The organism is Methylomonas sp. 11b (assembly GCF_000515215.1).
GTDB lineage: Bacteria > Pseudomonadota > Gammaproteobacteria > Methylococcales > Methylomonadaceae > Methylomonas.
On record NZ_KI911557.1, the window covers coordinates 612362 to 638480 of the forward strand.

Consider the following 26119-nt stretch of genomic DNA (forward strand, 5'->3'; position numbering starts at 1 on the left):
ATGAAGTGGCTAGGAAATGGAGTGACTAGCAGTGATTATAACGTTGGCTTGCCGATGGCGGCTATTGCATCGGTCACTCGTCTTCCCAAACTCATACTGGGTATCTCCAGCCAATGATAAAACAACAAGGAAACGCATTGTACACAGACTATGGTGATAAGCCAGCCGCCAAACCAAAGTGCCAGCCGATTGTCGGTAAACCCTTCCAGAAATTTTAAAACCAGCGGCGTCAGACAAATCAGAATCGCCATGTGACTGAGATACGCGCTGTAAGACACTTTGCCGATTTGCCTTAACACCGGCTGTGACAGCAAACGTTGTGCATCTTTAGAACCTAGCACGAACATCAAAATCAAGCCCGCGCCCAAGCCGGAGCCGAGCCATACCGCCGTATCGCCAAATATATCGGACGGCACAAACGTGGCGCAGGTGTAAAAGGCCAAGCCCGCTAATAGCAGCAAACGCCGATGCCAGCGCCGACCGGATAAATAATGGGTTAGGTCGGTATAGTGCCTGGCAATGGTCATGCCCAATAGAAAATGCAGTAAGAAAATCGACACTCCCAACAGGCTGGTGGCCAGTAAACCAAAAAACACCAGCCAAGAAGTGCCGCGTCCCGCCAGCAACAAGCCTACCGGCAATAGCAAAGACAGTACCAGTTCGATACTTAAAGTCCAGGCTTGCGGCAGCAGCACGATCAAGGCGGGCAATTTCAATAAAAAGCTCTCACGCAGCATGTCTGCCTGGGTTAATGGAAAATTATGCCACATGCCGGTAATCCAGTCGGTCGCCGGCAGACTGGTCTTGACTATCGCGCTATCGAAGGTGTGCACAAACAGCCCCGTGCTGATCAGCAACACCAGCAAATACGGTAGCCAGATGCGGAACATCCGGTTGATCAAGAAGCGCGCCAAATGAAATTCGCTGAGATCCGGTATATGTCCCGCGCGAAAATAGCGCAAAGACAACACCACGCCGCTGAGCACGAAAAACATCGAAACCGCTGCCGCCCCGTCCCACCAAATATGTAACGGGGAGAAATCCAGCAGTTGCTGACAGAGCGGTGTTTCGCAAGGCAGGCCGTAGGCGATAACGAAATGTTCGCTGATAACGGCCAAGGCCGCCAGACCGCGAATGGTGTCCAGGTAACTGATATGAGTTTTCGGCGCCACGGGCTTGAGTCTTTTAAAGTAGGAGGTATCGGCTGGGATAGGTATAGCAGGCTTTGGCTATTCGGCTATCTGTGCGCTGTTTTAATTGCCGGGTGTTCTAAAAGCCCAAGACGCCGATGAGCCAACCGTGGCTGTCAAACCCGCGAAGGAGGGATGCCCGATCAGCGCTTTAAAGCCGAGCAAACAACGCCTTTGCCTTTAAGCTAATTCCATTGCGACTTGCGCACGTTGAAATTGCGGCCTTTGATTTTGCCGGCCCGCAAACAGGTCAGGGCTTTATCGGCGCTGCCGCGCTTCACCGCAACATAAGCGTGTTTATCGAAGATGTCTATCTTACCCACTTCGCCGCCGGCTATGCCGTTAGCACCGGTCAATGCCCCCAAAATATCGCCGGGCCGCATCTTGTCCTTACGGCCTCCGTCTATCCACAACGTGATCATCGGCGGTTCGAAGCGGTGTTCGCTGCTCAGTTTAAACGGTGCGATTTCGTCCCACTTTACAGAACCCGCAATATAGTCTTCAATCGCTTTGACGCGGGTCAACTCTGCTTCGCTGACCAAACTCAGCGCCAAGCCTTTCGCGCCAGCTCGGCCGGTGCGGCCAATTCTGTGCACGTACACTTCCGGGTCCCAAGGCAGTTCGTAATTGATCACTGCCTGCATGTCTTTGATGTCCAGCCCCCGAGCGGCAACATCTGTAGCGACCAGAATCGAACAGCTTTTATTGGCAAAGCGCACCAATACCTGATCTCTATCCTTTTGCTCCAAATCACCGTGCAGGGCCTGCACGGAAAAACCGCAATTGGTCAAAGTATCCGCTACGTCCTGACATTCGCGCTTGGTATTACAAAACACCACCGTCGATTCCGGGCGATGATAAGCCAGCAAATAACCCAAAGCGTTCAGGCGCTTGGCTTTGTCGACTTGATGAAAACGCTGCTCGATAGGGTTGTCATGATGGCTGGTTTCGACGCTGACCGACACCGGTTTGAATTGAAACTTTTGGCTCAAGGCCCGAATCGGCTCCGCGTATGTCGCGGAGAACAACAGGGTTTGCCGATGCGTCGGCGCATAAGAGATCACGTCGGAGATGATGTCGGCAAAGCCCATGTCCAGCATGCGGTCGGCCTCGTCCAGTACCAACACTTTTAAATGATCCAGGCGCAAGCTGGCTTTTTGCAGATGCTCCTGCAAACGGCCCGGCGTCCCCACCACCACATGCACGCCGTGCTCCAGTGAGCTGCGTTGCGGGGCAAAGGGTGTGCCGCCGCACAGGGCCAGAACTTTAATGTTTTGCGTAAAGCGGGCCAATTGTCTGATTTCCTTACATACCTGGTCGGCCAGTTCGCGGGTAGGGCAGATCACCATGGCTTGCACTTTAAAGCTGCTTAAATCCAGCCGCGACAACAAACCGATCCCAAACGCCGCGGTCTTGCCGCTACCGGTCTTGGCTTGGGCAATCACATCCTTGCCTTCTAGTATATGCGGTAGGCTTTCAGCCTGAATCGGTGTCAGGTGGGTGTAGCCCAAGGATTCGATGTTTTCCAGTAGGGCGGGTTTTAACGGCAGGGACGAAAATTCAGGTGTATTCACAAAGACTCTAATCGATAAGATGCGGCACGCTTGCCGACATGTGGAAGGCAATGATAACAGAGTTGGGCTTTTGGTCATTGCTCAATCAACAGGCTGCCGGGCTTGCAATTTGCAGCCGATTTTAAGTCACTGCACCCCGGCAAGATTCACATAAAAACACAGTTAAACATTAGGAATTTCCACATTATAAACATTTAAATATTTAGACCTACGGCAAGAGTGGCGGTTATTTCTGACTATAATTTACATCACCAAATCAGCTATTGATCTTTTGATACTGTCAGTTAAACGACGAAATGAAAAAATGCAGGATTTGGGAAAAGGGTGTAAGAAAACGAAAAATGGAGAGCGGCTATAGGCGTTAACGACGGTCTGATGATAAGCGCGATTTTAAGGCAGGCCAAGCAAGGCAAGAGCTTGGCAATTGGTATATACCTCAGTCTCATATAGACGCATTTGTTAAAGACACGGTTCGCGTCGAGACTTTACCGGCAGGATTCAAACTTTTCAAATTAAGCAAAGGGGAAGCCAAATCCGATCCCAAGTATGGAATAACGCCATGGTGGTGTTCTGTAAGCCCGTTTAAGGAAGACTACGAAGGCGCTATTGGTCGATTCGAACAAGCTAAGCTTAATAACATTGATATGAGTGCGATGGCGCGCTATATGTCTGCGGTTCCGATTGACTGGAATGAATTGGACAACTATATCGAAATATCATTAAAAGTGACTGCATCCGGCTTTTGGGGCACCTTCGCTCCGCAAGAAAAGTGGCACGATAAGCACAAGCAGAATCTCGCCGTGGAAATGAGCCGTGGTAGAGCCACGCCGGCAAGCCGCACGATGGGGATAAAGGATGCCGTTCTTCCGGATGAACTGGGTGCGCTGGAAGCTTGGCAATTTTACATACCAGGTTTGCAAGAGGAGCATATTAGCCGGGAAAACCGTGTGATCTCTGCTCACGACATGGTCGCTCTGCAAGCATATTTTTTTGCATAAATTTTGGATCAACCCGCAAGAAGCTTGATAGAACTCGCAGGCTGATGAGTATTCAAAGTCGCCCTCGCTCGGCGACCGCCATTTTGACGTCATTGCGGGCACCATGAACGCCAATACCTTCATTGCCTTCCAGCATAAACTTGAGACGATTAATAACAGCACGCATGAGCAAAACCACACCAGCCAACATCAAACTAACGCTTTACGGCAAACCTATCGAACTGGAATTGAACACGCCGACGCAAAAGGTGACGCCGGTGGCAATGCTGCCGACACTGCATCGCCTCAACAACACGTTTGTCGAAACCGCAGTGGCTGCCTTCGTTGCGGACCAGGAGATCATCTCCTGCCAAGCCGGCTGCGGTGCCTGCTGCCGACAAGTCGTGCCGTTGGCGGAATTTGAAGCCTATCAAATCGCCGGTGTGGTCGAACAATTGCCCGAGCCCAGACGTTCGGCGGTCAAGCAACGCTTTGCCGACGCTTGCGAAAAACTGGACGCTATTCAGTGGCTGAGCCGGCTCGAAGGGATGCTGGCTGATGGTACGAGCCACGAAGCGGTGCAGCAACACGCGCTGACTTATTTTCAGCAAGGCGTGCCCTGTCCGTTTTTGGAAGCGGAAAGCTGCTCCATCCATCCGGTCCGGCCATTGGCCTGCCGGGAATACCTGGTGACATCGCCGGCCGAATATTGCCAAAACCCGACACCTGAACACGTCAGGCACATCGAGTTAAAATTTCAGGTGTCTAAAATTGTCCGCAAACTTTGGCGCACCAGCCACATCAAAGACCTGGATTCGGTGCCGATGATTTACGCGTTGCAATGGGTGAAGAAACACCCCAACCAATTTCCGAAAAAGCGCGGCGAGGATTGGCTACGGGAATTTTTTGATTACATGGCGAATCCGTGACGGCAGTTTTTTCGCCGTTGCTGTAACGTATGGGAATGCCGCCCCGAACGCTCTAGAGTGGCGGCGGCCATAGAGCAACCATCCAGCACACACAATTTTAAGTATCAGCCTAATTCCATGTGATACGAGACCCGGTCTTCATCAATAACGCTGAAGCCCATTCGGTCATAAAGACGTTTTGCAGGGTTTATCTTTATGACAGTTAACACCAGTTTTTTATTGAGATTTTTTGCCCGAATGGCTTCTTGCGCCAGCAAAGTGGAGCCTATTCCTCGTCTTTGAAATTCAGGTAACAGAAACAGGGTGCGAACCCAATGACTTTGCTCGCCCTCCTGCACATAGATAGCCCCGGCAGGTTCTTCGCCGATGCAAATCAATTTGAAGTTTTGCACCTGAAGGTTTCTCCAGAAACCGGTATGTTGAAATTCATCGTCCCATCCCCATGCCCAATCGACGTAATCGCGCATCGACAGCTTGAACGCATCAAATATGAATTGTTTGTCATGCTCGGCGGCGTCGATCAGGCTAAAGGAGGTCATAAAGTAAGCCAAATGTTGTGTATCTTATGTACGTTCTTACGCTCCAGCTTCCCGGCTACGAATTTTTATCGTTCCCACGCTCCAGCGTGGGAATGCAGCCTCAGACGCTCCAGCGTCACAATTACCATACGTCAATCTCGATCAATCCGTCCTGTCCCAAATAGTTAGAAGGACTGGAATATCGCCAAAGCTCCGGCAAACTCACATAACCCCGCTTCACCGGATTGGCATGAATATAATCCAATTTCTCCCGCATCATTGCTTCACTAAGAATCAACTCCGCATGCACACCTTCCTGCCAGAACTGAAACTCCCGATCACGCTTGTGCGCGCATTTGGCAAACCGCAATCGTTGCAACAAGCGTTCGGCTTGTTTTGCCTGCAAGTTATCTATGATTCTCCGCGCGGTAAAGGCTTTGAAACTAGCAACGCATTTATCCAGTGCAGCGCTCTGCGCGATGAAATGCAGGTGATTTTCCAGAACCACGTAACCGTATAGCTTCAAACCGACCTGTTGCCGTTGAAATTGCCAGCAGTCGAGCAGGATTTGCACGGTTTCCGGTCGGGTAAATACCGGCAGCCACTCAACGACCGTGCAGGTCATAAAATGCGCTTGCTGAGGTTCAGTGATGGTGTAACCGCTTCGGCCCATTGGGTGCTCGCTGGAATTCAATAAGAGGCGGCGCGCGGCTTGCCGGGTGACGTCCTCTTGATTGAAGGGTTAGGGCTCGCCGTCGGATGCCTCCCATTGGCCAGTCTCTTCATTTCGTTTGAGACTCTGCTTTGAGGGGTAGTCTTTCCCAACGGTGCGAAAAGCATGAAGAACTGAACCGATTGAGACAAAGTAAAGCCGCCTATAGCGCATGGTGTCAGATGTGAGAAAGAACCCCTCCAGTTCGCCTTTCTCACCGAGCGTAATAATGAAGATGAAGCTGTGCACTACTTGATTGCAGAGAAAGCCGATGTCGCGAGTTTCAACTGACTTCTGATTTAGGTCGAATAGCTCGTCGATCTCACTTCGATTGAAGTAGTCGACCGCCCGCCCCGGCTTACCCGGAAACCACTCAATTTCGTATTTGAGTTGCTTCGTTGACTCAGAGAGTTTGAATGCGCTGAGTAGCTTCCTGATTGCATAGAAGCCGATAAATATTTCGCGTTCAGCGCGCGCCAATGCCGCCTCGCTGTTTTTATCATTGACTCGCAATAGATTGAGCCAGCCAGCGGCTCTAACCAACGGTGCTTTCCAGTAGTGCGATTCGTGAATCACCATCGAGCTCCAACAAATGATTGTGAAGTTTCCGTATATCATCGCCGATTGCAGTATGCCCAGCAATAAACGCAGTCTGATGGTTTTCCGCCTAAACTTTACGCTACTAGTAAGCTCCGCACTTTGCCGTAATCCAACTTCCCATTCGCCAATAGCGGCAACTCCTCCAAAACCAGATAACGACTCGGTTGCATGTAGGCCGGCAATTGTATATTCAGTGTTTTGCGCACTTCGGCGATGCTCATTCCCAGTTCTAAAACCACCGCTAATGCCGGACGCTGGCCGGCAGTCGGATCGTCTATGCCGATCACCGCGCAAGCTTTGACGCCGAGGATGGCATTAACGACCGTCTCGATTTCCGCCGGCTCGACGCGGTAGCCGGAGCATTTCAGCATGCGGCCCAGGCGGCCATGAAAGCGGTATTCGCCTTGTTCAAAGCTGGCGCGGTCGCCGGTGGCATACCAGCCGTCAGCGTTCATAAAAGACTGCACGCGACCGTCGCGCCAGTAGCCGCTGGCTAGAGTCGGTCCGCGTACCGAGAGCTCGCCGGTTTCGGCATCGATATGCAGTTCGCAGCCAGCGGCAGGTAGGCCGATGGGGATGGATTGTTCGGCGATCAAGCGTTCCCTCGCCACCGGCCAATAGCAGCAGACATTAGTTTCGGTAGGGCCGAAGAAATTGTACAAGGCCGTCTGCGGCAAACCGGCGGCCAGATCGATCAGCGCCGGGGTGGGAAACACTTCGCCGGCAAAGATCAGAAAGCGCAACGCTGCCAAAGGTGTTTGCGCCAAGTTGCCTTTATAGGTCAGGAAGGCCAGCAACGAGGGCACGGTGTACCAGCCGCTGATGGCTTGTTCGCTTAGCCAGGTGCTCAAACGGGCTGGGGCCATGGTTAAACCGGATGGCACGAAATGCAGGCTGGCGCCGGCGCCTAATACTGCATATAGATCAAAGGTGGATAGATCGAAGAAGAACGGCGCGCTGCTGGCGATGCGGTCGGCAGCTGTTAGTTTCAATAAGCCGGTTGCCCATGAAGCGAATGCCGAAATCGCTCGGTGACTGAGCGCTACGCCACGCGGTTGGCCGGTGGAGCCGGAGGTGTACAAAATCGCGGCCAGCGCTTCGGCGGGAATTTCGATTGGCTCCGGAACGCCTTCGCTAAAGCTGGCGATGTCCAGCCACAAGTTTTCATCCAGCCAATTCGGCGCGGAACCCGAACCCAAGACTACGCGCACCTGGGCGTCGGTGACAATAAAGCTCAGTCTGGGGGCTGGGTTTTTCAAGTCCAGTGGCACATAGCTCGCTCCGGTCAGTAGGACGCCGAACAGCGCAATGGCGGCGTCTATGCCACGATCCAGATGAATGGCGACTGGCTGGCCGGGTTGGATGCCCTTGGCTTGTAATGCAGAGGCAATGGTTTGCGCCTTTTGCAGTAGATGCCGAAAATTGACTTGCCGATCCCGCTCTTGCAAGGCCAGCGCGTCGGGTTGGAGTTGGCATTGTTTTAGAAAGGGCTCTAGCAGCATGATTTGAGGACTTCGGCAAAAATATTGTCTACTTATGGTTCCCACGCTCCGGCGTGGGAACCTCGTCTGGGACGCTCCAGCGTCCCGAACCGCAGAGCGGTTCTAACTGCATTCCCATTTATGCCTCGCGGGTACGCTGGAGCGCGGGAACGATATTTCACTCAGTTCTCCCCGGTTTCCAGCAACTCGGCGTTCATCTTCGACATTACCTTATCCAACCACGCTTCGTCTATCGCCGGCGATAAGTAGCTATAGGACAAAACCAGCTTGCCATCGAGTTGGCAGGCTAACAGCGCCAAACCCGGCGGTAGAGGCATCCAGCACAATAGCGACATATTGGTAACCGGAACGCCGAGAAAACCTGTCTTGGTCCAGGACAACTCACCAATGTCGGAAAACCACAGCGAGCTCAATTCGCCGCCGCTGTGTTGCTTGCGTAAGATTTTGGCGTACTTGGCCGGTGCCAGCCATTGGCCCAGCCACATCAGCGGCAGATAAGCCAGATCTAGCTCATCCCTAACCACTTGTTTATGTTCGCTGAGTAGATGTGCAAACAAGCCGTTTCGGTCTCGCACTTGCTGACGAGTAGCGCGGGCGAACAAGCAGCCGATGTGGTTGCCAAATACCGGTGTTGGCGCATTCTGCCGACGCAAGTTAAACGCATACGGGATGCAATAACCTTCTTTTGCCGCCGGCGGTCCCACCAGTTCCATCGCCCGCATGAAACAGCCCAGGTAATAAAGGGTGCGGCCAGTAAGGCCAGTGTATTGTTGTGCCAATTTGGCAATGCGCTGCGATTGGTCGGCATCGAAACTTTGTAATTTCAATTTCAGGCGTTGTGGGCCTTGTTCAACCTGAGTAGGCAGGCAACTGTCCAGGCTATTGGCTTGTGTGTTGTGGCGTTTGGCTTTGAAGAATAATTGCAGTTTTTTCCAAAAGCTCCATTGCGCCAATTTGGCTTCGATCAGCGACAACGAATCTTTAAAGCTTTCCGGCCGCTCGGAGGACAGGAAATCCAACAAGATCTTGCAGCCACGGGCATCCAACAAAGGATGCAACCAGATCAGCAGCAAGGTGCCGCCGTCTGCACCGGCTATCCAGTGTACGGTCAGCGGCCGGGATTCCGGGCGATTGAAAATCTCCAGCAATATGCGTTGCGATTCGTCCGCTTCATCGGCATCCGCCCGGCATTCATGAAGTTCCAGCGCTATGGGCTTGCCGGTGGCGACCCACGCAAAACGCTTGCCGCGTGGCTCGATTTTGGCGGATGCTTGCGGAAAGCGTTCTACCAGTAAATCCAGTCGATTCTGTAGGCCAGACAAATCAGGCGTTTCCGCCAGTTGCAGCGCAAATCCGCAATAACCGCCGGGCATGCCGGCATTACGAATCTCCTGGTCGAGTACGTAGGTAAAATAATCGCCAGGATTGAACAGCTGTTCCGTGGAATTGGTCATCCGGCGTAACCGCTGCGGCGGAGCCAGTTTTCCAGAGAATTCAGGCTGCCGACGTTATCCGGTTCGATTTCGGTGTCCGGCAGCGTCACCCCAAACTCCTTCTCGGCAAACATGATCAGACGCATGATACCCATGCTGTCCAGCCCCGCATCCAGTAGATTATCGTCATCGCCGAATGAGGTTGGATCTTCATGGTAAATAAGCTCGGCAAAGATGAAATTCTTCAGTGTTTCCTTCATGGCAGTGAAATGGTGAATTAGTTAAGAAAGAAATTGTATGCAAAGCGAATCAAGCGGGCTCTGGCGAAAAGGCTTTTAACGCAAAGCCCCAGCGCGGCACCTGTCGACAATAGAGTTTATAAGACGCGCCAAACCGGCTGGCGAGGTCCGGCTCTTCGCGAAATACCACGGTAATATGAAAAAACAGGGCAATCGAGCCGGCATAAATCAGTAGGGCCGGATCGGCAAACAACACACATTCCGCCATTAGCAGCATTAGAACACCTTGAAACATCGGATTGCGGGTCCGGCGATACAGTCCGCTCACGACCAGTGTCTTCGGCGGATCGATGGGAGCCGGAGTACCCGAGCCCTCGACGGCAAAATCCCAAGCGCAACGCAGATAAATAGCCAAACCCAGGATGATAAAAAGTCCTGAGGGCAGAGCCCATGCCAGATTGGCCTGCGGCAAGTTGCTGTTCGGATCGGAAAGTAACCAATAAGGCACGTAAATCAGCACCGCGCCAGGGACGAGTAACGTGAATAACAGGATCTTTAAAGCCAGGAAAGGACGCACGTATCTATCTATCGGCATGGGGTGTTGAGTGGTTAAGCGTTTGGCAATTTTGGCATTGCCTGAGCCGCAATCCAAGTGATTTTGAACCTCTAAGGGATTTTGTGTAGAATCCGGCGTTTATTAATGGAATTTAAACAGCCATGTCAGATGACTTGATCAGCCAATTGAAAACCATGCTTATCGAAGGCTTGCTCCTGGAAGACATCGTCCCGGATGACCTGTCGCCGGATGATGCTTTATTTGGTGGTGGACTGGGTTTGGACTCCATCGACGCCCTGGAAATTGGCGTGATGCTGGACCGTCAATACGGTATCAAGATCACCTCCGGCGACGAACGCAACAATCAGATTTTTCTCTCTCTCCGCTCGCTCGCAGACTTCGTCGCCGCTAATCGTACCCGTTAAGTATGGGTAATATCATCAAGCCGGTCGTCATTGCCTGTTTTGTTGTTGCTTATCCCTTCCTCAGTGCTTATCTGGCCAGTCTGGGCTTTGCCAGCTTTGAACTCATTGTATTTGCAGCATTGACACTGTGGCGCGGTTTTACCGCGTCTGGCTTAGTTGCACGCTTAACTAGTTTTTTACTGGCCGCGGTGTTACTAGGCGGCGCCTATTTCGCGACGACTTATTTTGTCTGGCTGGTGCCATCATTCGCCTATCTGTGGCTGACATTCTTATTCGGACATACCCTGTGGTCGCCACCTTCGTTTATCGAACGCTTGGTGCGTTTGCAATTTCCCGAGTTAGTGCCGGGCATTGCCGACTATTGCCGGAATCTGACCTGGATATGGACCTTATTTTTTGCCTCTAATATAGTCATCTGCGCCGCCTTGCCGGCTATCGCGGGGCAAACCGCTTGGGCACTTTACACCGGTGTGGTGGTGTATGGGTTGATGGGGTTACTCGGAACCGGCGAGTGGTTTTACCGGCACCGGCGTTTTCCGGATTTGGAGATTCCGCCGGCATTGGAGACGTTTAAAGTCATCGCTATGAACGGCCATAAGGTATTTAAGGGATGACGATTAAACGCGCGATGTTCTTGCTCTTGGCTTTATTGCCAATTGCTGGATCGGCCGATGACAGCGTGCTGACCGAATTGCTGGCGCGCATTCGCCAAACGGGTCAGGCGCAGTTTCATTATGATGAAACCCGCGTACTAGAGCTGGCGGACAAACCATGGCATGGCCAAGGTTACATGCTCTCAGGCGCTGACGGCAGCCTGGTCAAACTGCAACTGCAACCGGCGAGGGTAATCATGGCTATCGCCGAACAGCACATGCTCTACTGGGATCCACAGCAAAACCAGCGCCACAGCGCGGCTTTGGATTCGGCAGGGCCTGCGGGCGAGCAAATCAAGGTGTTTCGCAGCATCCTGCAAGGCCGTACCGAAGAATTGCAGCCTAACTATGCCATCGCCGCCGAAAAGCAAGGCCCGCAATGGACTTTGCGGCTTACGCCGAAACCGGAGCTGAGCGGCGATGATCTCCCTTCTATCGAAATATCAGGCGATGACAAAGACGAACAACGGCGCATTTTAATCAAGCAGTCGGACGGCGAATCCACCGAGTACCGCATGCAGAAAGCCACGGCAGCGCAGCAACAGGACTATTCTCTCCCGCGTTTGTTGCGGGAAGCCAGCGGAGAATAGGGCGTGTCTTTTGTTTGGCGAAAACGCTGGTTCGTGCTGCTGTTGCCGTTGTTGGCGATCACTTTCTGGCAAGTCAAGGTCGAGACTGACCTGAACGCGTTTTTTACCGCCACGGACGACGAGGATTCCCGGCTATTGGCTGGCTTGTTGAAGTCTGGTGAATTATCGCGGCGCTACTTACTAGTCATCGAAAAGACCGATCCAGCCACAGCGGCCAGTCTGAGTAATACCGGCGAACCCCCCATTTCCGTCGCCACATTCAGCACTCGACTGGTGAATCAGCTGGCCAAACTTGATGAGGTGGAACAGATTTGGCCGGCCGATCAGCCGCCCCGAGATTGGGTCGATGCCGTTGCCTCGTATGCGCCACACCACGCCCGCATATTCAGCCTTAATCCGGAAGCAGAAGCGCCGGAATTGTTTGAACCGACCCAGTTGGAGGCCAAGGCCGACGGATTGAAACAAGCCCTGCTGTCGCCGCAAGGCGGCTTTGTGAAAACCATCGCCAAACAGGATCCTTTGCTGCTGTCTCTGAACGGCTTCAAGGCTTTGCAGGGCCAATTTCAGCAGCAAGCCAAGCTCGGCAGCGGCGGTGCTTTAATCCTGCAAAGCCGTCCGGCTGCGCTGGATTCCGAGGCGCAAACCCGCTTGCAAACGGCGATCCGCGCCAATTTTGCTAGTTTGAATGCAGAAGCCGGTGGCATATTTAAGTTATCGATGGCTGGGGTGCCGGTGTTTAGCGTGGCCGCGCAAAGCGAGATTAGTCAGGATGTGACGCTGGTTTCGGTGGTATCCAGCCTGGCCGTGGCCTTGGTGTTTCTATTCCTGTTTCATTCGTTTTCGGCCTTGCACTGGGTAATGATGGTGCAGGGCGCTTCGTTTGTGATCGGCACCTTGGCGACAGCGTTGGTGTTTCCGCAGGTGCATAGCCTGACTCTGGCTTTGGGTGCCAGCTTGATCGGCATCTCCTCCGATTATCCTATACATGTGATGGTGCATTGCGCCAAACATCGCAACACGCCTTTAGCTGCAGTTCGGCTGTTGTGGCCCAGCTTGTTAATGGGCGGCTTGACCACCGTGATCGGCTACGGCGCCTTGGGCTTTACCGGGTTTCCCGGCTTTGAGCAAATTGCGGTGTTTGCCTTGGCCAGTATCGTCGCCTCTTTGGGTTTGACCCGCTGGGTGTTGCCGGCCTTGCTGACTAATTCTGCACTGCACTCCGCACATTTACCCGGCATCGCGACTTGGGTGGATTTTTGCGGTCGTTACCGCAAGGCCTTGCTGGGTCTATTCGCACTCAGCGTGGTATTAGCCGGGCTATGCCTGCCGCAAATCCGCTGGATGGACGATATGCAGAAGTTGGCGGTAGACATGGATGTGTTGAAACAGCAGGATGCGGCGGTGCGCTCGCACTTTTCCAGTATCGAACCGGGCCGTTTTGTATTGATCCAAGCTGACGACTGGGAAACGGCGCTACAACGTTCAGAAGCCGCCGAGCGGCGCTTGCAGTCCTTGCGGCAGGACGGTGTGCTTGGCGAATATCATGGTCTGTTTCCGTGGCTGGTATCTGCACAATTGCAAACCCAGAACCATAAGGTTTATCAACAGGGTTTGACGCCGGAGTTTCAGCAAGCCTGGCAAGCGGGTTTAGCCAAGGCGGGCCTGTCAGTTGAAAAATTGGGAAGTTTGTCATCTGCGGCACCTGAGCCATTGTTACCCGCGCAAGTTATGGAATCATCGGTAAGGCACATTCTGTCCGGGCAAATAGTGAACGGCCAAACTGGGGTAATGTTGACGCTGTGGCTGGGTGAGCACGATCCCGAAAAATTGATAGCCGGTTTGGCTGGCTTGGAAGGCACGCGTTACTTCAGCCAAAAGGATCAACTCGATCACTTGGCGAGCAAATATCGCGATCGATCTTTAGTGATGCTAGGTATCGGCATCGGCGTGATGGCCTTGTTTATTAGGTTACAACAACGCGATCTGCGCAAGGTGTTGTTGACTTTGCTGCCTTCCCTGGCCTCCGTACTGTTCATTTTCGCCACCTGGGCGCTAATGGGTGAGGAAGTCAGCTTCCTGCATGTGATCGGCCTGTTATTGTCGGTGTCGCTATGCGTGGATTACGGCATCTTTTTTATCGACAATCGCGGCAAAGACGCCGATGTGACTTATCACGCCATCGCCTCATCGACACTGACGACAATTGCGTCCTTCGGTGCGCTGGGTTTGGGTAAAACGCCCACCTTGCCAATTCTGGCGCTCTCGGTAAGCTTGGGGGTCACCTTGGGTTTTCTGCTTTGCCCTCTACTGATCCAAAAGCCAAAGAATTAATGATTATCTCCCCGCTGATCTCTCCCGTCGCCGTTACGGCCTACCAGTGCGTCAGCGCTGCCGGTGATGATGTAGAAGCCTTGTACGCCAGTCTGCTTGCCAACCAAACTTGCCTAAAGCCTCTGACATTATTTGCTATTCCTTTTGATACCCTGGTGGGCGAAGTAATATCACCTTTACCGAAAATAAGTGCTAACTTGCAAGCCTACGACTGCCGTAATGCCAGGTTGGCTTTAAAGGCCCTGAACCAAGGTGGTTTTCGTGCCGATGTAGAGCGGGTGATCGCAAACTACGGGGCGGCAAGAGTGGGTTTGATATTGGGCACCAGTACTTCCGGCATCTACGATTCCGAGAACGCTTATGCTCGGTTACAACAAGACGGCGTCATGCCCAGTGACTTCCATTTCACCAAGGTACAGACCGCCCAGGCGACTGCCGAGTTTTTGCAATTGGAACTGGGTTTGCAAGGGCCGTGCTATGCCATCTCTACCGCCTGTTCGTCCAGCGCCAAAGCCTTGGCCGCTGCGCAACGCTTACTTAACTCAGAGTGTTGCGACGCGGTGTTGGTCGCCGGTGTAGACAGTTTATGCCGATTGACGCTGCGCGGTTTCAACAGTTTGCAACTCATCTCTGCGGACGCTTGCCATCCGATGGATGCCGGGCGGCAAGGCATCAACATAGGGGAGGGCGCGGCTTTGCTATTGCTGGAAAAGCCCGGCGCTGAGAATGCAAATAGGCCCCGCCTTTTGGCGGTGGGTGAGTCTTCCGATGCCCACCATATGAGCGCCCCGCACCCGGAGGGTCTTGGTGCCGCCACCGCAATGGCGCAGGCCCTGCGGTTGGCAGGACACGATGTTAGCGAGGTCGATTACATCAATTTGCACGCCACCGCCAGCGCCCTAAACGATCTCGCCGAGGCTAAAGCGGTAGCGCGCTTGTTTCCCCATCCGCCGCGCTGTAGCGGCGTCAAAGGTTTACTCGGTCATACGTTGGGCGCGGCCGGTGCCGTGGAGGTCGTGGTCAGTCTGTTGGCCTTGGAGCGCTGTTTTTTACCAGGCACCTGCGGTTTGCAAGTGCCCGCCCCCGAGTGCCGGTTTCCGCTTGTCGCAGCGCCAGCATTGAACGTCAGCCCCCGACTGATCTTGAGCAATGCATTTGGCTTTGGCGGCAACAATGCCAGTGTCTTGTTGGAGGCCGCTTAATGGAATGCATGAGTCTGCTTGGCGTGGGCGTTTGTGCGCCGGACGCCGCATTTCGGGCCAGCCTGCCGTTTCCGGCCTATGATATTAATCGCGAGACTATTCCGCCGCTATTGCGCCGGCGTAGCAGCCAGGCGATGCAAATGGCCTTCAGCGCGGCAATCACTGCCTGCGAGCAAGCACAGCGTTCGCCTTCAAGCTTACCTGCGATATTTGCCAGCGTGGCCGGAGAAATAAACACCACGGACCAGATTTGTAACGAACTGGTCAAAACAGACGGGGTAATGTCTCCCAGCGCTTTCCATAATTCCGTACAAAATACTGCGGCGGGTTATTGGAGTATCGCTCAGCAATGTATCCAGCCTGCCACTGCTCTGGCGGCGGGATCAGATACCTTGGCAATGGCTTTGTTGGAGGCCTGGTGCCAGTTGTCTTGTGAGGGCGGCGAGCTATTGCTGGTCTGTTACGATGAGGTATGGCCGGGCTATCTGGCTCCCGGTTCCGGTAATCCGGCTTTTGCCTATGCCTTGCTATTGGCGGCCGGAACAGTAGACGGACGTCTGATGCACATTGGCAGACCGCAAGTTGGCGAAATCATTTTTCCGGCGTCCTGGACTAATTCGGTAAATAGCATGCCAATTTTGGCTGCAATCCCTTTGCTTGAAGCGGCTTTAACTGGAAGAATGCCGCAAGCCGTCGCACTAACCTCGCATACGCCGGGTTGGCAAGTTAATGTGGGTGGTTATGAATAGTGGCATCTTGTTATACGAAAACAGACGATGGTGAAAAATCGCGGTAACTGAACTACTATTGACCGCTAACAAAATTAACCGGAAGGTATCTCTGTGAAGCACTATAAAACATTAGCATTCTTCGTCGCTTTAACGCTGGGCGCTGGCTGCGCATCCAGCAATAAAGCACCCGCGCAAGCAGGCGCGCCAGCGGCTCAGTCCAGTACCGCGCCGGACTCGCGAATTGACGGTAACTTCCCCGCCAATAGCCCGTTCGCCAAACTCAAACTGGGCATGACCCAGGGCCAGGTTCATGAAATTCTCGGCCAACCCACCGACACCAAGTCTTACCAAACCGGCAAAGCCTGGATTCCGTTTTATTTTGGTCCGGACGTGATGCGCACCGATGAGTTTTACAAAGGTGTGGGCATCATTACTTACACCGGTGCCGGTATCGGTGGCGTGCACTGGACTGTTTACCGCGCCATTTACAACGCTGCGGAAGACGGTTATCCAAACGACTAATCCATCAATCTTTAAAGATGATAAACAACAAGCAAAACAGTTTTGACCATGATGTGGTGGTGGTCGGTGGCGGCCCGGCCGGCTCGACGGCTGCGACCTTGCTGGCGCAATATGGTCATAAGGTTTTGCTGCTGGAGAGCGGCAAACATCCGCGCTTTCATATTGGCGAATCCATGCTGCCGTTCAGTGAGCCCATTATTCAGCGTTTGGGCGTAGATTGGAGTACCGGCAATCTATCGAAAAACGGCGCGGTATTTATGGACGAAGCTACCGAACAACGTATGTATTTCCCGCTGAGCGTACACCGCAAAACCTATCAAATAGAGCGCGCACCGTTTGACCAAATGCTGTTTGAAAACGCCGCGAAACACGGTGTCGAAACCCATCAGCAAGAAAAAGTATTGGATGTTTCCTGTCAAGCGGACGACGTCAGCATTGTGTCTGATAAAAGCCGATACCGCTGCCGCTATCTGATCGACGCCACCGGACGTAGCGCGCTGATGGGCCGAAAAGACAAAGGCATCAAACGGATCGAAAATTTGGGTAAGTTTGCGGTATACACCCACTTCGAGAACATTCAACCGGGCGAGGAGGCCGATGAATTGTTCCGTTCCGGCAATATATACGTGCCGGTCGTGGACATCGGCTGGATCTGGATCATTCCGCTGGCCGAGCGGCGCCTCAGTGTGGGCTTGGTAGTACAGAAAGCGCGTCCCAAGGACTGCGATGCGGAAGAATTGTTGCGCCGTTATCTGGCGGCCTCGCCGCTCCTGAGTCGTTTAACAACAGGAGCGGAGCAATTCGCGCCGGTAAGGGTCGAAGCGGATTTCAGTTACACCAACCAAAGCCGCTACGGTGTTCGCTATGCCTGCTGCGGCGATGCGGCCGGCTTCCTCGATCCGGTGTTTTCGTCCGGTGTATTTTTGGCGCTCACCGGCGCCGCCCGCGTTGCCGACCGCGTCCATTTCGGGCTTACCGAAGGATGGGAAGCCGACCCCGAGTTGCACGCGGAGGATGACTACCATTATTTGCTAGGCTTCAACACCATGCGCCTGTTTGTAGAACGCTTTTATCATTCCAACATAGTCCATAACTTATTTTTCGAAGCTGACCGCGCGCCCGAACTGAAAGCTCAGATTGCCCAATTGTTGGCTGGCGACTTATGGGTCGACGACAACAAGTTGCAACAAAGCCTGCTCGCTGGTCGCCGCAGCATAAGTTAGTTTTTTCAGAAATTTCCAATCTTTGCCGGCTAAGCAGCGTTTTTACTTTTCCACACCTTTTTGGTCAACAGTCACAACAGCGAATTTAAATCGGCGCTGTTAATGAAATGCCAAACATTGCGGAGAAATAGGCATATCCAAAACCCGGCCAGCCAGCTGTCCACGTCACCGACATGCACGGTTTTTAGGCTGTGCTAGTCTTTAGGGCTTTCAACTGAGATGAATCACTATGAGCGTTAATCAATCTTCGTTGTGGCCAACGCTACTCAGCCTGCTGGCGGTGGTCGTTTTCGGCTTACCGATCATTTATACCGTTTTGTGCCACCCAATCAGCCGCATGGCATCACCCAATCCCTTATACAAGGAATTGTCCAAGAACGCTTTTATGGTAATGTCCGCTAAAGTCGATTTGGCAGCCGGACGCTTGATCAGCTTTAACGATGCTGCCGGCAAACTGCAGATCAGCAGAATCGTCGGTATGCCCGGCGATGAAATCGGTTTTACGGCGGGCGTATTGTCGGTTAACGGCAAACCGGCCGCTGAATATCCGCGGAATACATTGCTCAACGCGACGTTAATCGTGCCGCAACAAGCCGTTTTCTATTTCCCGGATTTTATTCCGGACGCTGCGGAGTCCAAGAATCCCGGGACATTGGCAAACCATCTATTGGCGCAAAGCAACATAAATGCAAGCGTGCTTTATGTCTTCGATCAAGCGACGTCGGCAGCCCAGCACCCGGAACTATTCGTTTACGGTTCGGCTTTGATCGTGCTCTATGGCCTGGTATTTTTCGGATTGGGCAAGCGTAAGGACCGTATTGTTAAACCGGTTTATCACCTGGCGCGGATTAGCGTTGGTTTGAATTTTGCCATCTGGTTATTACTCGGGGTCTTAGGCATATCCTTTGGTTATAAAGCCGTCATGCCGGCCATTTATTATGCGTTTGTTTCCTGGTTGACGTTTTTTGGTTTATCTGTTGCCGCAGCGGGCACGACACTGGTGGCGATTGTGATATTCGCGGTGTTGGCGCTATTTTCCGATACCGAATTCGCGGCCAAGCGCATTAACCCATAGCCTGGAATGACAAACGGCCAGGCTCTGCTAAGCTTGGCTCTCTAATTTCCCGCCCATATCTTTAATAGGACAATCCTGAGCTAATGGATGCCATGCTTTCTTTAATCGAAAACGTCGAAAAAGTCATTATCGGTAAACGGCCGGTCATCGAATTGGCCGTGGTGGCGATGCTGTGCCGCGGCCATGTGTTGCTGGAGGATGTGCCCGGCACCGGTAAGACGATGTTGGCCAGGGCATTAGCCCGTTCCGTGGCGGTGGATATGAAACGCCTGCAATGCACCTCGGATTTATTACCGTCGGACATTACCGGCGTCGCCATCTACAATCAAAAAACCGCCGATTTTGAATTCCGGCCGGGGCCGGTATTTACCCATTTACTACTGGCCGACGAAATCAACCGGGCCACGCCGCGCGCTCAATCGGCGCTGTTGGAATGCATGGAAGAGTTTCATGTCAGCGTGGACGGGCATACACATGAACTTCCCAAACTGTTCATGGTGCTGGCTACCCAGAACCCGATCGATATGGCAGGCACCCACGCCTTGCCGGAAGCCCAACTGGACCGGTTTTTCATGCGCTTGCGCATGGAGTACCCCAGTATCGAACAAGAAATGCGGATATTGGCAGCACAAACCCAGACTCATCCCATCGACAGCTTGCCGGCCGTCACGTCCGAAGCCGATATTCTGGCGGCGCGGGCTCAGGTCAAGGCGGTGCATATTAGTATGGACGTGGCTAAGTATATGGTCGGCATCAGCGCCGCCAGCCGCCTGCACAGCGATTTGCGATTGGGGATCAGCCCGCGCGGTACCTTGGCTCTGGCGCGCGGTGCGCAAGGCTTGGCTTATTTACGCGGTCGGGATTTCGTGTCGCCGGATTTGGTGAAAAGCATCGCGCCGGCCATTTTGGAACACCGCCTGATCGTCAAACCGCAGGCTGCGGTACTGGGGCGCAATGCCGGCGAGATTCTCGCGGAAATTCTCGACCGGCTGCCACCGCCGGTAGTTTGATCGCTAGACCGCAATGGCGCTGAGGCTGAAATTTTTAATCTTGTGCGGCTTTACGCTGGCCGCGTATTTGGCAGCGATCAGCCGCGAGCAGAGTCTGCCATGGCTGATCGCCGCATTGCTCAGCGCCGCCTTATTGACCGGCATGCTCTGGCCGCGTTGGTTGCTTCAACGTTTGTCGGTGCGGCGGATCGGGCCGCAACGGGCGCTGGAAGGCGAAACCATTGTGTTTCGGGTCGACGTACAAAATCGCGGCTGGCTGCCGCGCTTCATGGTGGAGTTGGTCGACCACTTACCGTTCGTCGGTGCCGCAGAACAAGGCGCCAGCGACGGTGACAAATTGCTGGGCAGCGTCGCTTACGTGCCGGGCCGCGGCGCGCGTAGTTTCGACGTCCCCTTGCTGTGCGAAAAGCGCGGTTTTTATAAACTGGGGCCGATGGGCTTGGCGTCCAGCTTTCCGTTGGGCTTGGCGGAGTCGCGCAGCCGCGCTGATCGTTCCCTGCAAACCCTGACCATTTACCCGATGGTATTTCCTATCCTATCGCTGCCGCTGTTCGGCGCGCCCAGCCAGATTCACCGAGGTGGTTATTGTTTGCCGGAGGGCGCCGGTGCTGCTGAGTTTTCCGGCCTGCGCGAATACCGGCGGGGCGACAATCCTCGGCATATTCATTGGCCGACCACGGCACGCTTGAATGAGTTGATGGTCAAGGAGTTCGAACCCCTGGCGTCAGCCTGCATCTGCATCCCCTTGGATTTAGCCAAGGATGCCAATATCGGCCGCGGCAAGCACAGCACCCTGGAATACGCGATACGCATTGCCGCCTCCGTGGCGGCTTATGCCTGTGGCCAGAACATGCACAGCCGCGTGTTGGCTAATGCCGCGCAGCCGTTGCGGATTCTGTCCGGTAAGGGCGATTTTCATTATCAAACCATTCTTGACGCGCTGGCAGTCGCAGAGGCAGACGGCAACACGCCGTATGCCAAATTGCTGACCGAGATTGCGTTGAATTGCATCCGCGGCGAAACGGTATTGCTGTTATTGGCGGAGCCGCCCCAACGCAATGCCGAAACCCTGCAGGCGCTGGCTTTGCTGCGGGCCAAGGGCGTGTATTTGTTCGCGGTATTGTTTGAACGTGACAGTTTCCTAAACGCCGCCAGTGTGTCCCGTCGCGACAACGGCAACCGGACATTGAGCGCCGGTTTGTTGGAATTGAGCGCGCATTGCGTCACGGTAAGGCGAGGCGACAACTTAACGGAGCTGTTTAACCGATGACCGCATCGCCGCTGAGTTTTCCAGTCTATGTAGGATTGTTTCTAGCACAATGGCTGGCCGTTGCCTGCAATGCGTTTTTGGATATCCAATACGGCAGCTTTGCGCGGGAAATGCTGTTCTGGGCTATCGTCTTCGGTGGTACGTCCATTGTCGGTTGGCGGCAAAGCCACTGGCTTTCGGGAGCGGGTAAGGTGTGGCAAAAGGCGGTGTTGTTTATCGGTTTTTTACTGTTCGTATTGGTATTTATGCCGATTTGGGGGATGCCGCGCGCCGGTTTGTATCTGTTGGCGATGTTGCAGGCTTCCTACAATTGCGTCACCGCCGGCCGGCGTGAGATGAATCTTGGTCTGTTGGTGTCGTTGGCGATCGTGTTGTTCGCCGCCTCGCATTACCGCGCCGACTGGACCATGTTGTTTTATCTGGCCCCTTATATTGTGGCGGTGGTGTTTTGTCTGGTTGCCGAGCAAGTCCAGCGGCGCGGCGCGGACTTGCAGCGGTCCAGTCTTGGCCGGCCCAGCAGCCAAGGGCAGGGCGCGGCCATTTTGGCGGCCACCGCCGCCATCGTGCTCATCGGTGGCGGGCTTTATCTGATCACGCCACAAATCAACTGGCCTTATCTGGAGTGGCGTTTCGGCCAGGTCAGCTTGCAAAATCCCGGCGGCGATATCGAACAAGCCGGCAGCGGCGGCCAAACCGATTCCGGTCAGCCAGCCGAAAAAGCGGGTGGCGAGCAACAACAAGCGTCGGGTGGAGGCGAGGGGGACAGCAGCCGTTGGCCGAGCCCGGCGGACATGCGTGCCGCCGCTAAGCGAGTCCATATGCCGGCCTGGCAAGCGGCGGCAATCAACCGCATTGCCGACCTTAGCGAATCGGCACAACAGGCTTTGGTACCCGCCGTTGCGGTGTTTTTCGATTGGTGGGAATGGCTAAAACAATGGTTGCGCGAGCATTGGCTGGCGGCCATATTGGGTTTGCTGGCTGTAATTCTGTTGGCGATTTTGCTGGCTTTCGGGGCTTTGTTGCGGGAAATTCCGTGGGTGATTTGGCTGATAAGCCAATGGGATTACCTGCGTTTGGGAGTGATCGGCCACCATGCCGGCGGCGAAACCGCCGCCCGCCAGTATTACCGGGCGATGTCGCGCTTGTGTGCGTTGCACGATGTGCCTCGCGCCGACACCGCCAATACCCGTGAATATCTGGCGCAAATCAGCCGTAGGCATCGCGATGCGCGGCGCAGCGCCGCGGAATTTACCGGTTTGTTCGAAGCGGCCCGTTACGGCGACAAACCGTTAGCTGACGCGCATATTCGGCGCATGCGGCAGTTGTACCGTGCTATTTATCGTCAACTTTAATGCAGCCAGTGCCATTGATCGTGTTCCGAGCGGTCTATGCCTTGTTCGTAGACATAATTGCGGCAGTCGATTTGCCGGTCGCGCAGCTTTTCTTTGACGTGCGCGCCGGACACTTGCAAGGCCGGGATGCGATCTATCGCATCGATTGCCAGACTAAAGCGGTAATTTTCGTTTTGAATCGCCAGTTCCAGCGGGGTGTTAATACTGCCTTTTTCCTTGTAGCCGCGCACGTGCAAAGTTGAACATCACCGGTCTATCGACGGTAAACAAGCTATCAAAATCCCGATCCGACAGGCCGTGCGGATACTCGTTGGCGGGCACCAATTTGTAGAGATCGACCACGTTGATCAAGCGAATTTACAGTTGTGGAAAGTGCTCCCGCAGCAATACCAACGCCCCCAATGCTTCCTTGGTCGGAATGTCGCCGTACTGTTCGGCACCGTCGTCGTTGCTGGCCCATTCCAGAATATGGCAACGAGCTTGTGTATGACCAATTCAGAAATGTTTTATCCACCCTCAATATCGAGCGGATACAAATTTATGCAAATGAACGATTAGCCGAAAGAGCGTAACTAGGATGCTTGTTATAATTTGACATAATATACATTATGCGAATTATGTGCTCTCTATAACTATTCCTTAAACTAATACTGTCGTACCTTTGGGATCATGTGCTATATTGCAACTTAATGAGAACAATTATTAATTAGCTTGCATGTCGACATATCTTAAAACGCTGGCGACTGGCGATACAGGCCGTATAGTTGGATTCGATCAATCAGGTGGCGTTTATCGCAAGAAGTTGTTGGCTATGGGTTTAACACCTGGCACCGAATTCACCATTACTCGTTTTGCACCGATGGGCGATCCGGTTGAAATCAAAATTCGCGGTTTTTCATTGTCGCTGCGTAAAAACGAGGCGTCGGTCTTACTTATAGAAAAAGTATGAGTATGGATTTTACTGTTGGCGTGGTTGGTAACCCAAATTGCGGAAAAACCACGCTGTTCAATGCATTGACCGGCTCCAAACAGCATGTCGGCAATTGGCCAGGCGTGACTGTTGAACAAAAAACTGGCGAATACACACACCAAGGTAAACAGATAAGTCTGGTCGATCTACCCGGCACCTATTCTTTAGAGGCCGATGACGACAGTATCTCCCTAGACGAAAAAGTAGCCCGCGATTACGTGGCTTCCCGTCAAGCCGATCTAATCATTAATATTGTCGATGCCTCCAATATAGAGCGAAATCTTTACCTGACCTCGCAGCTGATAGAAATGCGGGTACCGATGATATTGGTCCTGAACATGATGGATGCGGTAAAAAAACGCGGTATCAAGATCGACATCGAACTGCTCGCAAAACAAATGGCTTGCCCGGTAGTGCCGGTTACCGCGGCAACTGGTGCCGGTATTAAGGAATTACGCGACGTTATCAACAAAGCCTGCATCAGCAAACCAATTCCGGCACTGCAAGTCGACTACCATCCGGCCATAGAAACTGCGGTAAGCCAATTGCAACCGCAATTCTCGCAACAATCCATAGAATTAGTTTGCGACAGTCGCTGGCTTGCGCTGCGTTTGCTCGAAAACGACACTTTAGCAAAGCAACTTGCTGGTACTGCACTACAAAAAGTTGCTGAACAATTGCGTGCCGACATCGAAGTCGAAACCCAAGATGAAATTGACATCCTAGCTGCCGACGCTCGTTATGGATTGGTAAACCAGCTGGTACAAGCCAGCGTCTGTAAGCTCAACGAAGTTTCCCGAAGCACCACCGACAAGATTGATAGCGTTGTTCTAAACCGCTTCCTGGGTATCCCCATCTTTTTGTTGGTGATGTACGCCATGTTCATGTTCACCATCAACATTGGCAGCGCTTTCGTTGACTTTTTCGACAAAGCGGTCGGCGCCTTGCTGGTTGACGGATTGAGCGAATTATTAACTGGCATGAATTGGCCTGCTTGGCTGGTTGTGTTAATCAGCAGCGGGATCGGCGGCGGCATTCAAGTGGTGTCTACTTTTATTCCCATCGTCGGCTTTTTGTTCATCTTTTTATCGATGCTGGAAGACTCCGGTTACATGTCCAGAGCCGCCTTTGTGATGGACCGGTTCATGTGCATCATCGGCCTGCCCGGCAAATCGTTCGTGCCTATGATCGTCGGTTTTGGCTGCAATGTGCCCGCCATTATCGCGACCCGAACCCTGGATAATCAGCGTGACCGGGTATTGACCAATTTAATGAATCCGTTCATGTCTTGCGGCGCCCGTCTGCCGGTTTATGCCTTGTTCGCCGCTGCCTTTTTCCCGGTTGGCGGCCAGAATCTGGTGTTTGGTTTGTACTTATTCGGCATTGTAGTGGCGGTGTTGACCGGTTTAATCATGCGCCACACCTTGTTACGCGGCAACCCTACGCCTTTTTTGATGGAGCTGCCCGCCTATCATTTACCCACTTTGCAAGGCGTATACACCAAAACTTGGGAACGCTTAAAAACCTTTATATTCAACGCCGGCAAAGTCATCGTGCCTATGGTACTGGTGTTGAATGTGTTGAATTCTTTGGGTACCGACGGCAGTTTCGGCCAGGAAAATAGCGATAAATCGGTACTAAGCGAAATTGGCCGTGCGTTGACGCCGGTATTTCAGCCCATGGGTATCGCTCACGATAACTGGCCTGCAACTGTCGGCATTTTTACCGGTGTGCTGGCCAAGGAAGCGGTAGTCGGTACACTGGACGCGTTGTACAGTCAAATGGCTGTATCTGATCATGCAGAAGAAGAGAAAAGTTTTGATTTAACCCAAGCCTTGTTAGAGGCTTGCCAAACGGTACCGGACAACCTGACGGCCATTGCCGACAAGCTGCTCGACCCATTGGGGTTGGGCATCGCTAATATCTCAGACCAGGCTGCGGCAGCGGAACAGCAGCAAGTCAAACTCGATACCTTCGGCGTCATGCAAGCGCATTTCGACGGCCAAATCGGCGCCTTTGCCTATTTGTTGTTCATTTTGCTGTATGCGCCGTGCGTAGCCGCCACTGCGGCGATATATAAAGAAACCAACGGCAGTTGGGCTTTATTCGTGGTGTGCTGGACTACGTTTGTGGCTTACCTGACTGCCACCCTCTTCTACCAAGGCATGACTTATGCCCAGCACCCCAATTCGGCAATTGGCTGGATATTGGCACTAACGCTTATCTTTGCCGGGGTACTATTCCTGCTGAGATTTTACGGCGTGCGCCAAACTAGTGGAGTCCCGCAATGATACTGTCCGACTTACGCAGCTATTTGCAGGAGAAACGCCGGGCCACCTTGAGCGATCTGGTTTTGCATTTTCATATGGATGCCGATGCCTTGCGCGGCATGCTGGGCAAGTGGATCAACAAAGGCAAAGTGCGATTAAGCCCAGTTGGCTCTTCATGCGGTACCAGCTGTTGCAAATGCGATCCGACCCTGACCGAGATTTACGAATGGGTGGATTAGTGTAGCGAGGCGGTTTAGGCCTCGCC

The 26119-nt window shown here is 53.3% G+C and carries 26 protein-coding genes and 1 pseudogene; 17 read left to right on the forward strand and 10 right to left on the reverse strand.

Annotated features, from left to right (window positions below; translation table 11 throughout):
- Positions 1-35: 35 nt before the first annotated feature.
- Together METH11B_RS0103010 and dbpA are read right to left on the reverse strand one after the other, a co-directional pair.
- Positions 36-1172, reverse strand: a complete 1137-nt coding sequence (locus METH11B_RS0103010) for an acyltransferase family protein (RefSeq protein ID WP_026600724.1) — start codon at positions 1170-1172, stop codon at positions 36-38.
- Positions 1173-1375: 203 nt separating this feature from the next.
- The gene (gene dbpA, locus METH11B_RS0103015) at positions 1376-2764 is read right to left on the reverse strand and encodes an ATP-dependent RNA helicase DbpA (protein WP_026600725.1); all 1389 of its coding nucleotides are present in this window, start codon (positions 2762-2764) and stop codon (positions 1376-1378) included.
- Positions 2765-3408: 644 nt separating this feature from the next.
- Here dbpA and METH11B_RS0103020 point away from each other — a divergent pair.
- Positions 3409-3762, forward strand: a complete 354-nt coding sequence (locus tag METH11B_RS0103020; RefSeq protein ID WP_155931069.1) for a hypothetical protein — start codon at positions 3409-3411, stop codon at positions 3760-3762.
- Positions 3763-3926: 164 nt separating this feature from the next.
- Positions 3927-4670, forward strand: a complete 744-nt coding sequence (locus tag METH11B_RS0103025; RefSeq protein WP_026600727.1) for a YkgJ family cysteine cluster protein — start codon at positions 3927-3929, stop codon at positions 4668-4670.
- A 104-nt stretch (positions 4671-4774) separates the two neighbouring features.
- Here METH11B_RS0103025 and METH11B_RS0103030 read toward each other — a convergent pair whose 3' ends face one another.
- The 7 genes from METH11B_RS0103030 to METH11B_RS0103060 all read right to left on the reverse strand — a co-directional run bounded on the left by METH11B_RS0103030 (position 4775) and on the right by METH11B_RS0103060 (position 10326).
- Positions 4775-5221 (reverse strand): GNAT family N-acetyltransferase, encoded by a 447-nt coding sequence (locus METH11B_RS0103030; protein ID WP_155931070.1) that lies wholly within the window; start codon positions 5219-5221, stop codon positions 4775-4777.
- A 109-nt stretch (positions 5222-5330) separates the two neighbouring features.
- Positions 5331-5861: an REP-associated tyrosine transposase gene (locus METH11B_RS0103035; RefSeq protein WP_026600729.1), complete on the reverse strand. Its 531-nt coding sequence runs from the start codon at positions 5859-5861 to the stop codon at positions 5331-5333.
- Between the two features lie 69 nt (positions 5862-5930).
- Complete coding sequence (locus METH11B_RS0103040; RefSeq protein WP_026600730.1) at positions 5931-6479, reverse strand: hypothetical protein; 549 nt, start codon at positions 6477-6479, stop codon at positions 5931-5933.
- 95 nt (positions 6480-6574) lie between these two features.
- Complete coding sequence (locus METH11B_RS0103045; RefSeq protein WP_026600731.1) at positions 6575-8002, reverse strand: amino acid adenylation domain-containing protein; 1428 nt, start codon at positions 8000-8002, stop codon at positions 6575-6577.
- A gap of 161 nt (positions 8003-8163) precedes the next feature.
- The gene (locus tag METH11B_RS0103050; RefSeq protein WP_026600732.1) at positions 8164-9456 is read right to left on the reverse strand and encodes a hypothetical protein; all 1293 of its coding nucleotides are present in this window, start codon (positions 9454-9456) and stop codon (positions 8164-8166) included.
- Positions 9453-9695 (reverse strand): phosphopantetheine-binding protein, encoded by a 243-nt coding sequence (locus tag METH11B_RS0103055; RefSeq protein WP_026600733.1) that lies wholly within the window; start codon positions 9693-9695, stop codon positions 9453-9455. Before METH11B_RS0103055 ends, METH11B_RS0103050 begins: the two co-directional genes overlap by 4 nt.
- A 49-nt stretch (positions 9696-9744) precedes the next feature.
- Complete coding sequence (locus METH11B_RS0103060; protein WP_026600734.1) at positions 9745-10326, reverse strand: methyltransferase family protein; 582 nt, start codon at positions 10324-10326, stop codon at positions 9745-9747.
- A 65-nt stretch (positions 10327-10391) separates the two neighbouring features.
- On the opposite strand from METH11B_RS0103060, the gene METH11B_RS0103065 reads away from it, so the two are divergent.
- The 12 genes from METH11B_RS0103065 (at position 10392) to METH11B_RS0103120 (ending at position 22614) form a co-directional block, all read left to right on the forward strand.
- The gene (locus METH11B_RS0103065) at positions 10392-10655 is read left to right on the forward strand and encodes a phosphopantetheine-binding protein (RefSeq protein ID WP_020481178.1); all 264 of its coding nucleotides are present in this window, start codon (positions 10392-10394) and stop codon (positions 10653-10655) included.
- A 2-nt stretch (positions 10656-10657) separates the two neighbouring features.
- The gene (locus METH11B_RS0103070; protein ID WP_026600735.1) at positions 10658-11269 is read left to right on the forward strand and encodes a hypothetical protein; all 612 of its coding nucleotides are present in this window, start codon (positions 10658-10660) and stop codon (positions 11267-11269) included.
- A complete protein-coding gene (locus METH11B_RS0103075; protein WP_026600736.1) occupies positions 11266-11898 on the forward strand; it encodes a LolA family protein in 633 nt (210 codons plus the stop codon). The genes METH11B_RS0103070 and METH11B_RS0103075 overlap by 4 nt, the downstream gene beginning before the upstream one ends.
- 3 nt (positions 11899-11901) lie before the next feature.
- Entirely contained in the window at positions 11902-14229 is a 2328-nt protein-coding gene (locus METH11B_RS0103080; protein ID WP_026600737.1) for an MMPL family transporter, read from the forward strand.
- Positions 14229-15431, forward strand: a complete 1203-nt coding sequence (locus METH11B_RS0103085; protein WP_026600738.1) for a beta-ketoacyl-ACP synthase — start codon at positions 14229-14231, stop codon at positions 15429-15431. Before METH11B_RS0103080 ends, METH11B_RS0103085 begins: the two co-directional genes overlap by 1 nt.
- Positions 15431-16180 (forward strand): beta-ketoacyl synthase chain length factor, encoded by a 750-nt coding sequence (locus METH11B_RS0103090; RefSeq protein ID WP_026600739.1) that lies wholly within the window; start codon positions 15431-15433, stop codon positions 16178-16180. Before METH11B_RS0103085 ends, METH11B_RS0103090 begins: the two co-directional genes overlap by 1 nt.
- A 93-nt stretch (positions 16181-16273) precedes the next feature.
- On the forward strand, positions 16274-16684 hold the full coding sequence (bamE, locus tag METH11B_RS0103095; protein ID WP_026600740.1) for an outer membrane protein assembly factor BamE domain-containing protein: 411 nt from the start codon (positions 16274-16276) through the stop codon (positions 16682-16684).
- Between the two features lie 17 nt (positions 16685-16701).
- Positions 16702-17907 (forward strand): NAD(P)/FAD-dependent oxidoreductase, encoded by a 1206-nt coding sequence (locus METH11B_RS0103100; protein WP_026600741.1) that lies wholly within the window; start codon positions 16702-16704, stop codon positions 17905-17907.
- A 229-nt stretch (positions 17908-18136) separates the two neighbouring features.
- A complete protein-coding gene (locus tag METH11B_RS0103105; RefSeq protein ID WP_026600742.1) occupies positions 18137-18982 on the forward strand; it encodes a S26 family signal peptidase in 846 nt (281 codons plus the stop codon).
- A gap of 83 nt (positions 18983-19065) precedes the next feature.
- Complete coding sequence (locus METH11B_RS0103110; RefSeq protein ID WP_026600743.1) at positions 19066-19992, forward strand: AAA family ATPase; 927 nt, start codon at positions 19066-19068, stop codon at positions 19990-19992.
- Between the two features lie 13 nt (positions 19993-20005).
- The gene (locus tag METH11B_RS0103115) at positions 20006-21262 is read left to right on the forward strand and encodes a DUF58 domain-containing protein (protein ID WP_026600744.1); all 1257 of its coding nucleotides are present in this window, start codon (positions 20006-20008) and stop codon (positions 21260-21262) included.
- On the forward strand, positions 21259-22614 hold the full coding sequence (locus tag METH11B_RS0103120) for a DUF4129 domain-containing protein (RefSeq protein WP_026600745.1): 1356 nt from the start codon (positions 21259-21261) through the stop codon (positions 22612-22614). Before METH11B_RS0103115 ends, METH11B_RS0103120 begins: the two co-directional genes overlap by 4 nt.
- Here the strand turns inward: METH11B_RS0103120 and METH11B_RS28300 are convergent.
- Positions 22611-23109, reverse strand: a pseudogene (locus METH11B_RS28300) (phosphoketolase); the annotation flags it as partial. The gene METH11B_RS0103120 and the pseudogene METH11B_RS28300 sit on opposite strands and share 4 nt — an antisense overlap.
- 220 nt (positions 23110-23329) lie before the next feature.
- On the opposite strand from METH11B_RS28300, the gene METH11B_RS0103135 reads away from it, so the two are divergent.
- The 3 genes from METH11B_RS0103135 to METH11B_RS0103145 are packed head-to-tail and all read left to right on the forward strand — an operon-like array spanning position 23330 to position 26093.
- Positions 23330-23563: a FeoA family protein gene (locus METH11B_RS0103135; RefSeq protein WP_020481201.1), complete on the forward strand. Its 234-nt coding sequence runs from the start codon at positions 23330-23332 to the stop codon at positions 23561-23563.
- Positions 23560-25875 carry a Fe(2+) transporter permease subunit FeoB gene (feoB, locus tag METH11B_RS0103140; RefSeq protein ID WP_026600748.1) on the forward strand — a complete coding sequence of 772 codons (2316 nt, stop codon included), beginning with the start codon at positions 23560-23562 and terminating at the stop codon, positions 25873-25875. Before METH11B_RS0103135 ends, feoB begins: the two co-directional genes overlap by 4 nt.
- Entirely contained in the window at positions 25872-26093 is a 222-nt protein-coding gene (locus METH11B_RS0103145; RefSeq protein WP_020481203.1) for a FeoC-like transcriptional regulator, read from the forward strand. Before feoB ends, METH11B_RS0103145 begins: the two co-directional genes overlap by 4 nt.
- Positions 26094-26119 lie beyond the last annotated feature (26 nt).

Bases quoted from the DNA above. Each gene is read 5' to 3' on its own strand.
- METH11B_RS0103070 (WP_026600735.1), top strand. From the start codon at position 10,658: ATGGGTAATATCATCAAGCCGGTCGTCATTGCCTGTTTTGTTGTTGCT.
- METH11B_RS0103110 (WP_026600743.1), top strand. From the start codon at position 19,066: ATGGATGCCATGCTTTCTTTAATCGAAAACGTCGAAAAAGTCATTATC.
- METH11B_RS0103025 (WP_026600727.1), top strand. From the start codon at position 3,927: ATGAGCAAAACCACACCAGCCAACATCAAACTAACGCTTTACGGCAAA.
- METH11B_RS0103085 (WP_026600738.1), top strand. From the start codon at position 14,229: ATGATTATCTCCCCGCTGATCTCTCCCGTCGCCGTTACGGCCTACCAG.
- METH11B_RS0103120 (WP_026600745.1), top strand. From the start codon at position 21,259: ATGACCGCATCGCCGCTGAGTTTTCCAGTCTATGTAGGATTGTTTCTA.
- METH11B_RS0103075 (WP_026600736.1), top strand. From the start codon at position 11,266: ATGACGATTAAACGCGCGATGTTCTTGCTCTTGGCTTTATTGCCAATT.
- METH11B_RS0103050 (WP_026600732.1), bottom strand. From the start codon at position 9,456: ATGACCAATTCCACGGAACAGCTGTTCAATCCTGGCGATTATTTTACC.
- METH11B_RS0103020 (WP_155931069.1), top strand. From the start codon at position 3,409: ATGAGTGCGATGGCGCGCTATATGTCTGCGGTTCCGATTGACTGGAAT.
- METH11B_RS0103035 (WP_026600729.1), bottom strand. From the start codon at position 5,861: ATGGGCCGAAGCGGTTACACCATCACTGAACCTCAGCAAGCGCATTTT.
- METH11B_RS0103105 (WP_026600742.1), top strand. From the start codon at position 18,137: ATGAGCGTTAATCAATCTTCGTTGTGGCCAACGCTACTCAGCCTGCTG.
- METH11B_RS0103040 (WP_026600730.1), bottom strand. From the start codon at position 6,479: ATGGTGATTCACGAATCGCACTACTGGAAAGCACCGTTGGTTAGAGCC.
- METH11B_RS0103115 (WP_026600744.1), top strand. From the start codon at position 20,006: ATGGCGCTGAGGCTGAAATTTTTAATCTTGTGCGGCTTTACGCTGGCC.
- METH11B_RS0103135 (WP_020481201.1), top strand. From the start codon at position 23,330: ATGTCGACATATCTTAAAACGCTGGCGACTGGCGATACAGGCCGTATA.
- feoB (WP_026600748.1), top strand. From the start codon at position 23,560: ATGAGTATGGATTTTACTGTTGGCGTGGTTGGTAACCCAAATTGCGGA.
- METH11B_RS0103100 (WP_026600741.1), top strand. From the start codon at position 16,702: ATGATAAACAACAAGCAAAACAGTTTTGACCATGATGTGGTGGTGGTC.
- METH11B_RS0103145 (WP_020481203.1), top strand. From the start codon at position 25,872: ATGATACTGTCCGACTTACGCAGCTATTTGCAGGAGAAACGCCGGGCC.
- METH11B_RS0103045 (WP_026600731.1), bottom strand. From the start codon at position 8,002: ATGCTGCTAGAGCCCTTTCTAAAACAATGCCAACTCCAACCCGACGCG.
- METH11B_RS0103090 (WP_026600739.1), top strand. From the start codon at position 15,431: ATGGAATGCATGAGTCTGCTTGGCGTGGGCGTTTGTGCGCCGGACGCC.
- METH11B_RS0103055 (WP_026600733.1), bottom strand. From the start codon at position 9,695: ATGAAGGAAACACTGAAGAATTTCATCTTTGCCGAGCTTATTTACCAT.
- METH11B_RS0103065 (WP_020481178.1), top strand. From the start codon at position 10,392: ATGTCAGATGACTTGATCAGCCAATTGAAAACCATGCTTATCGAAGGC.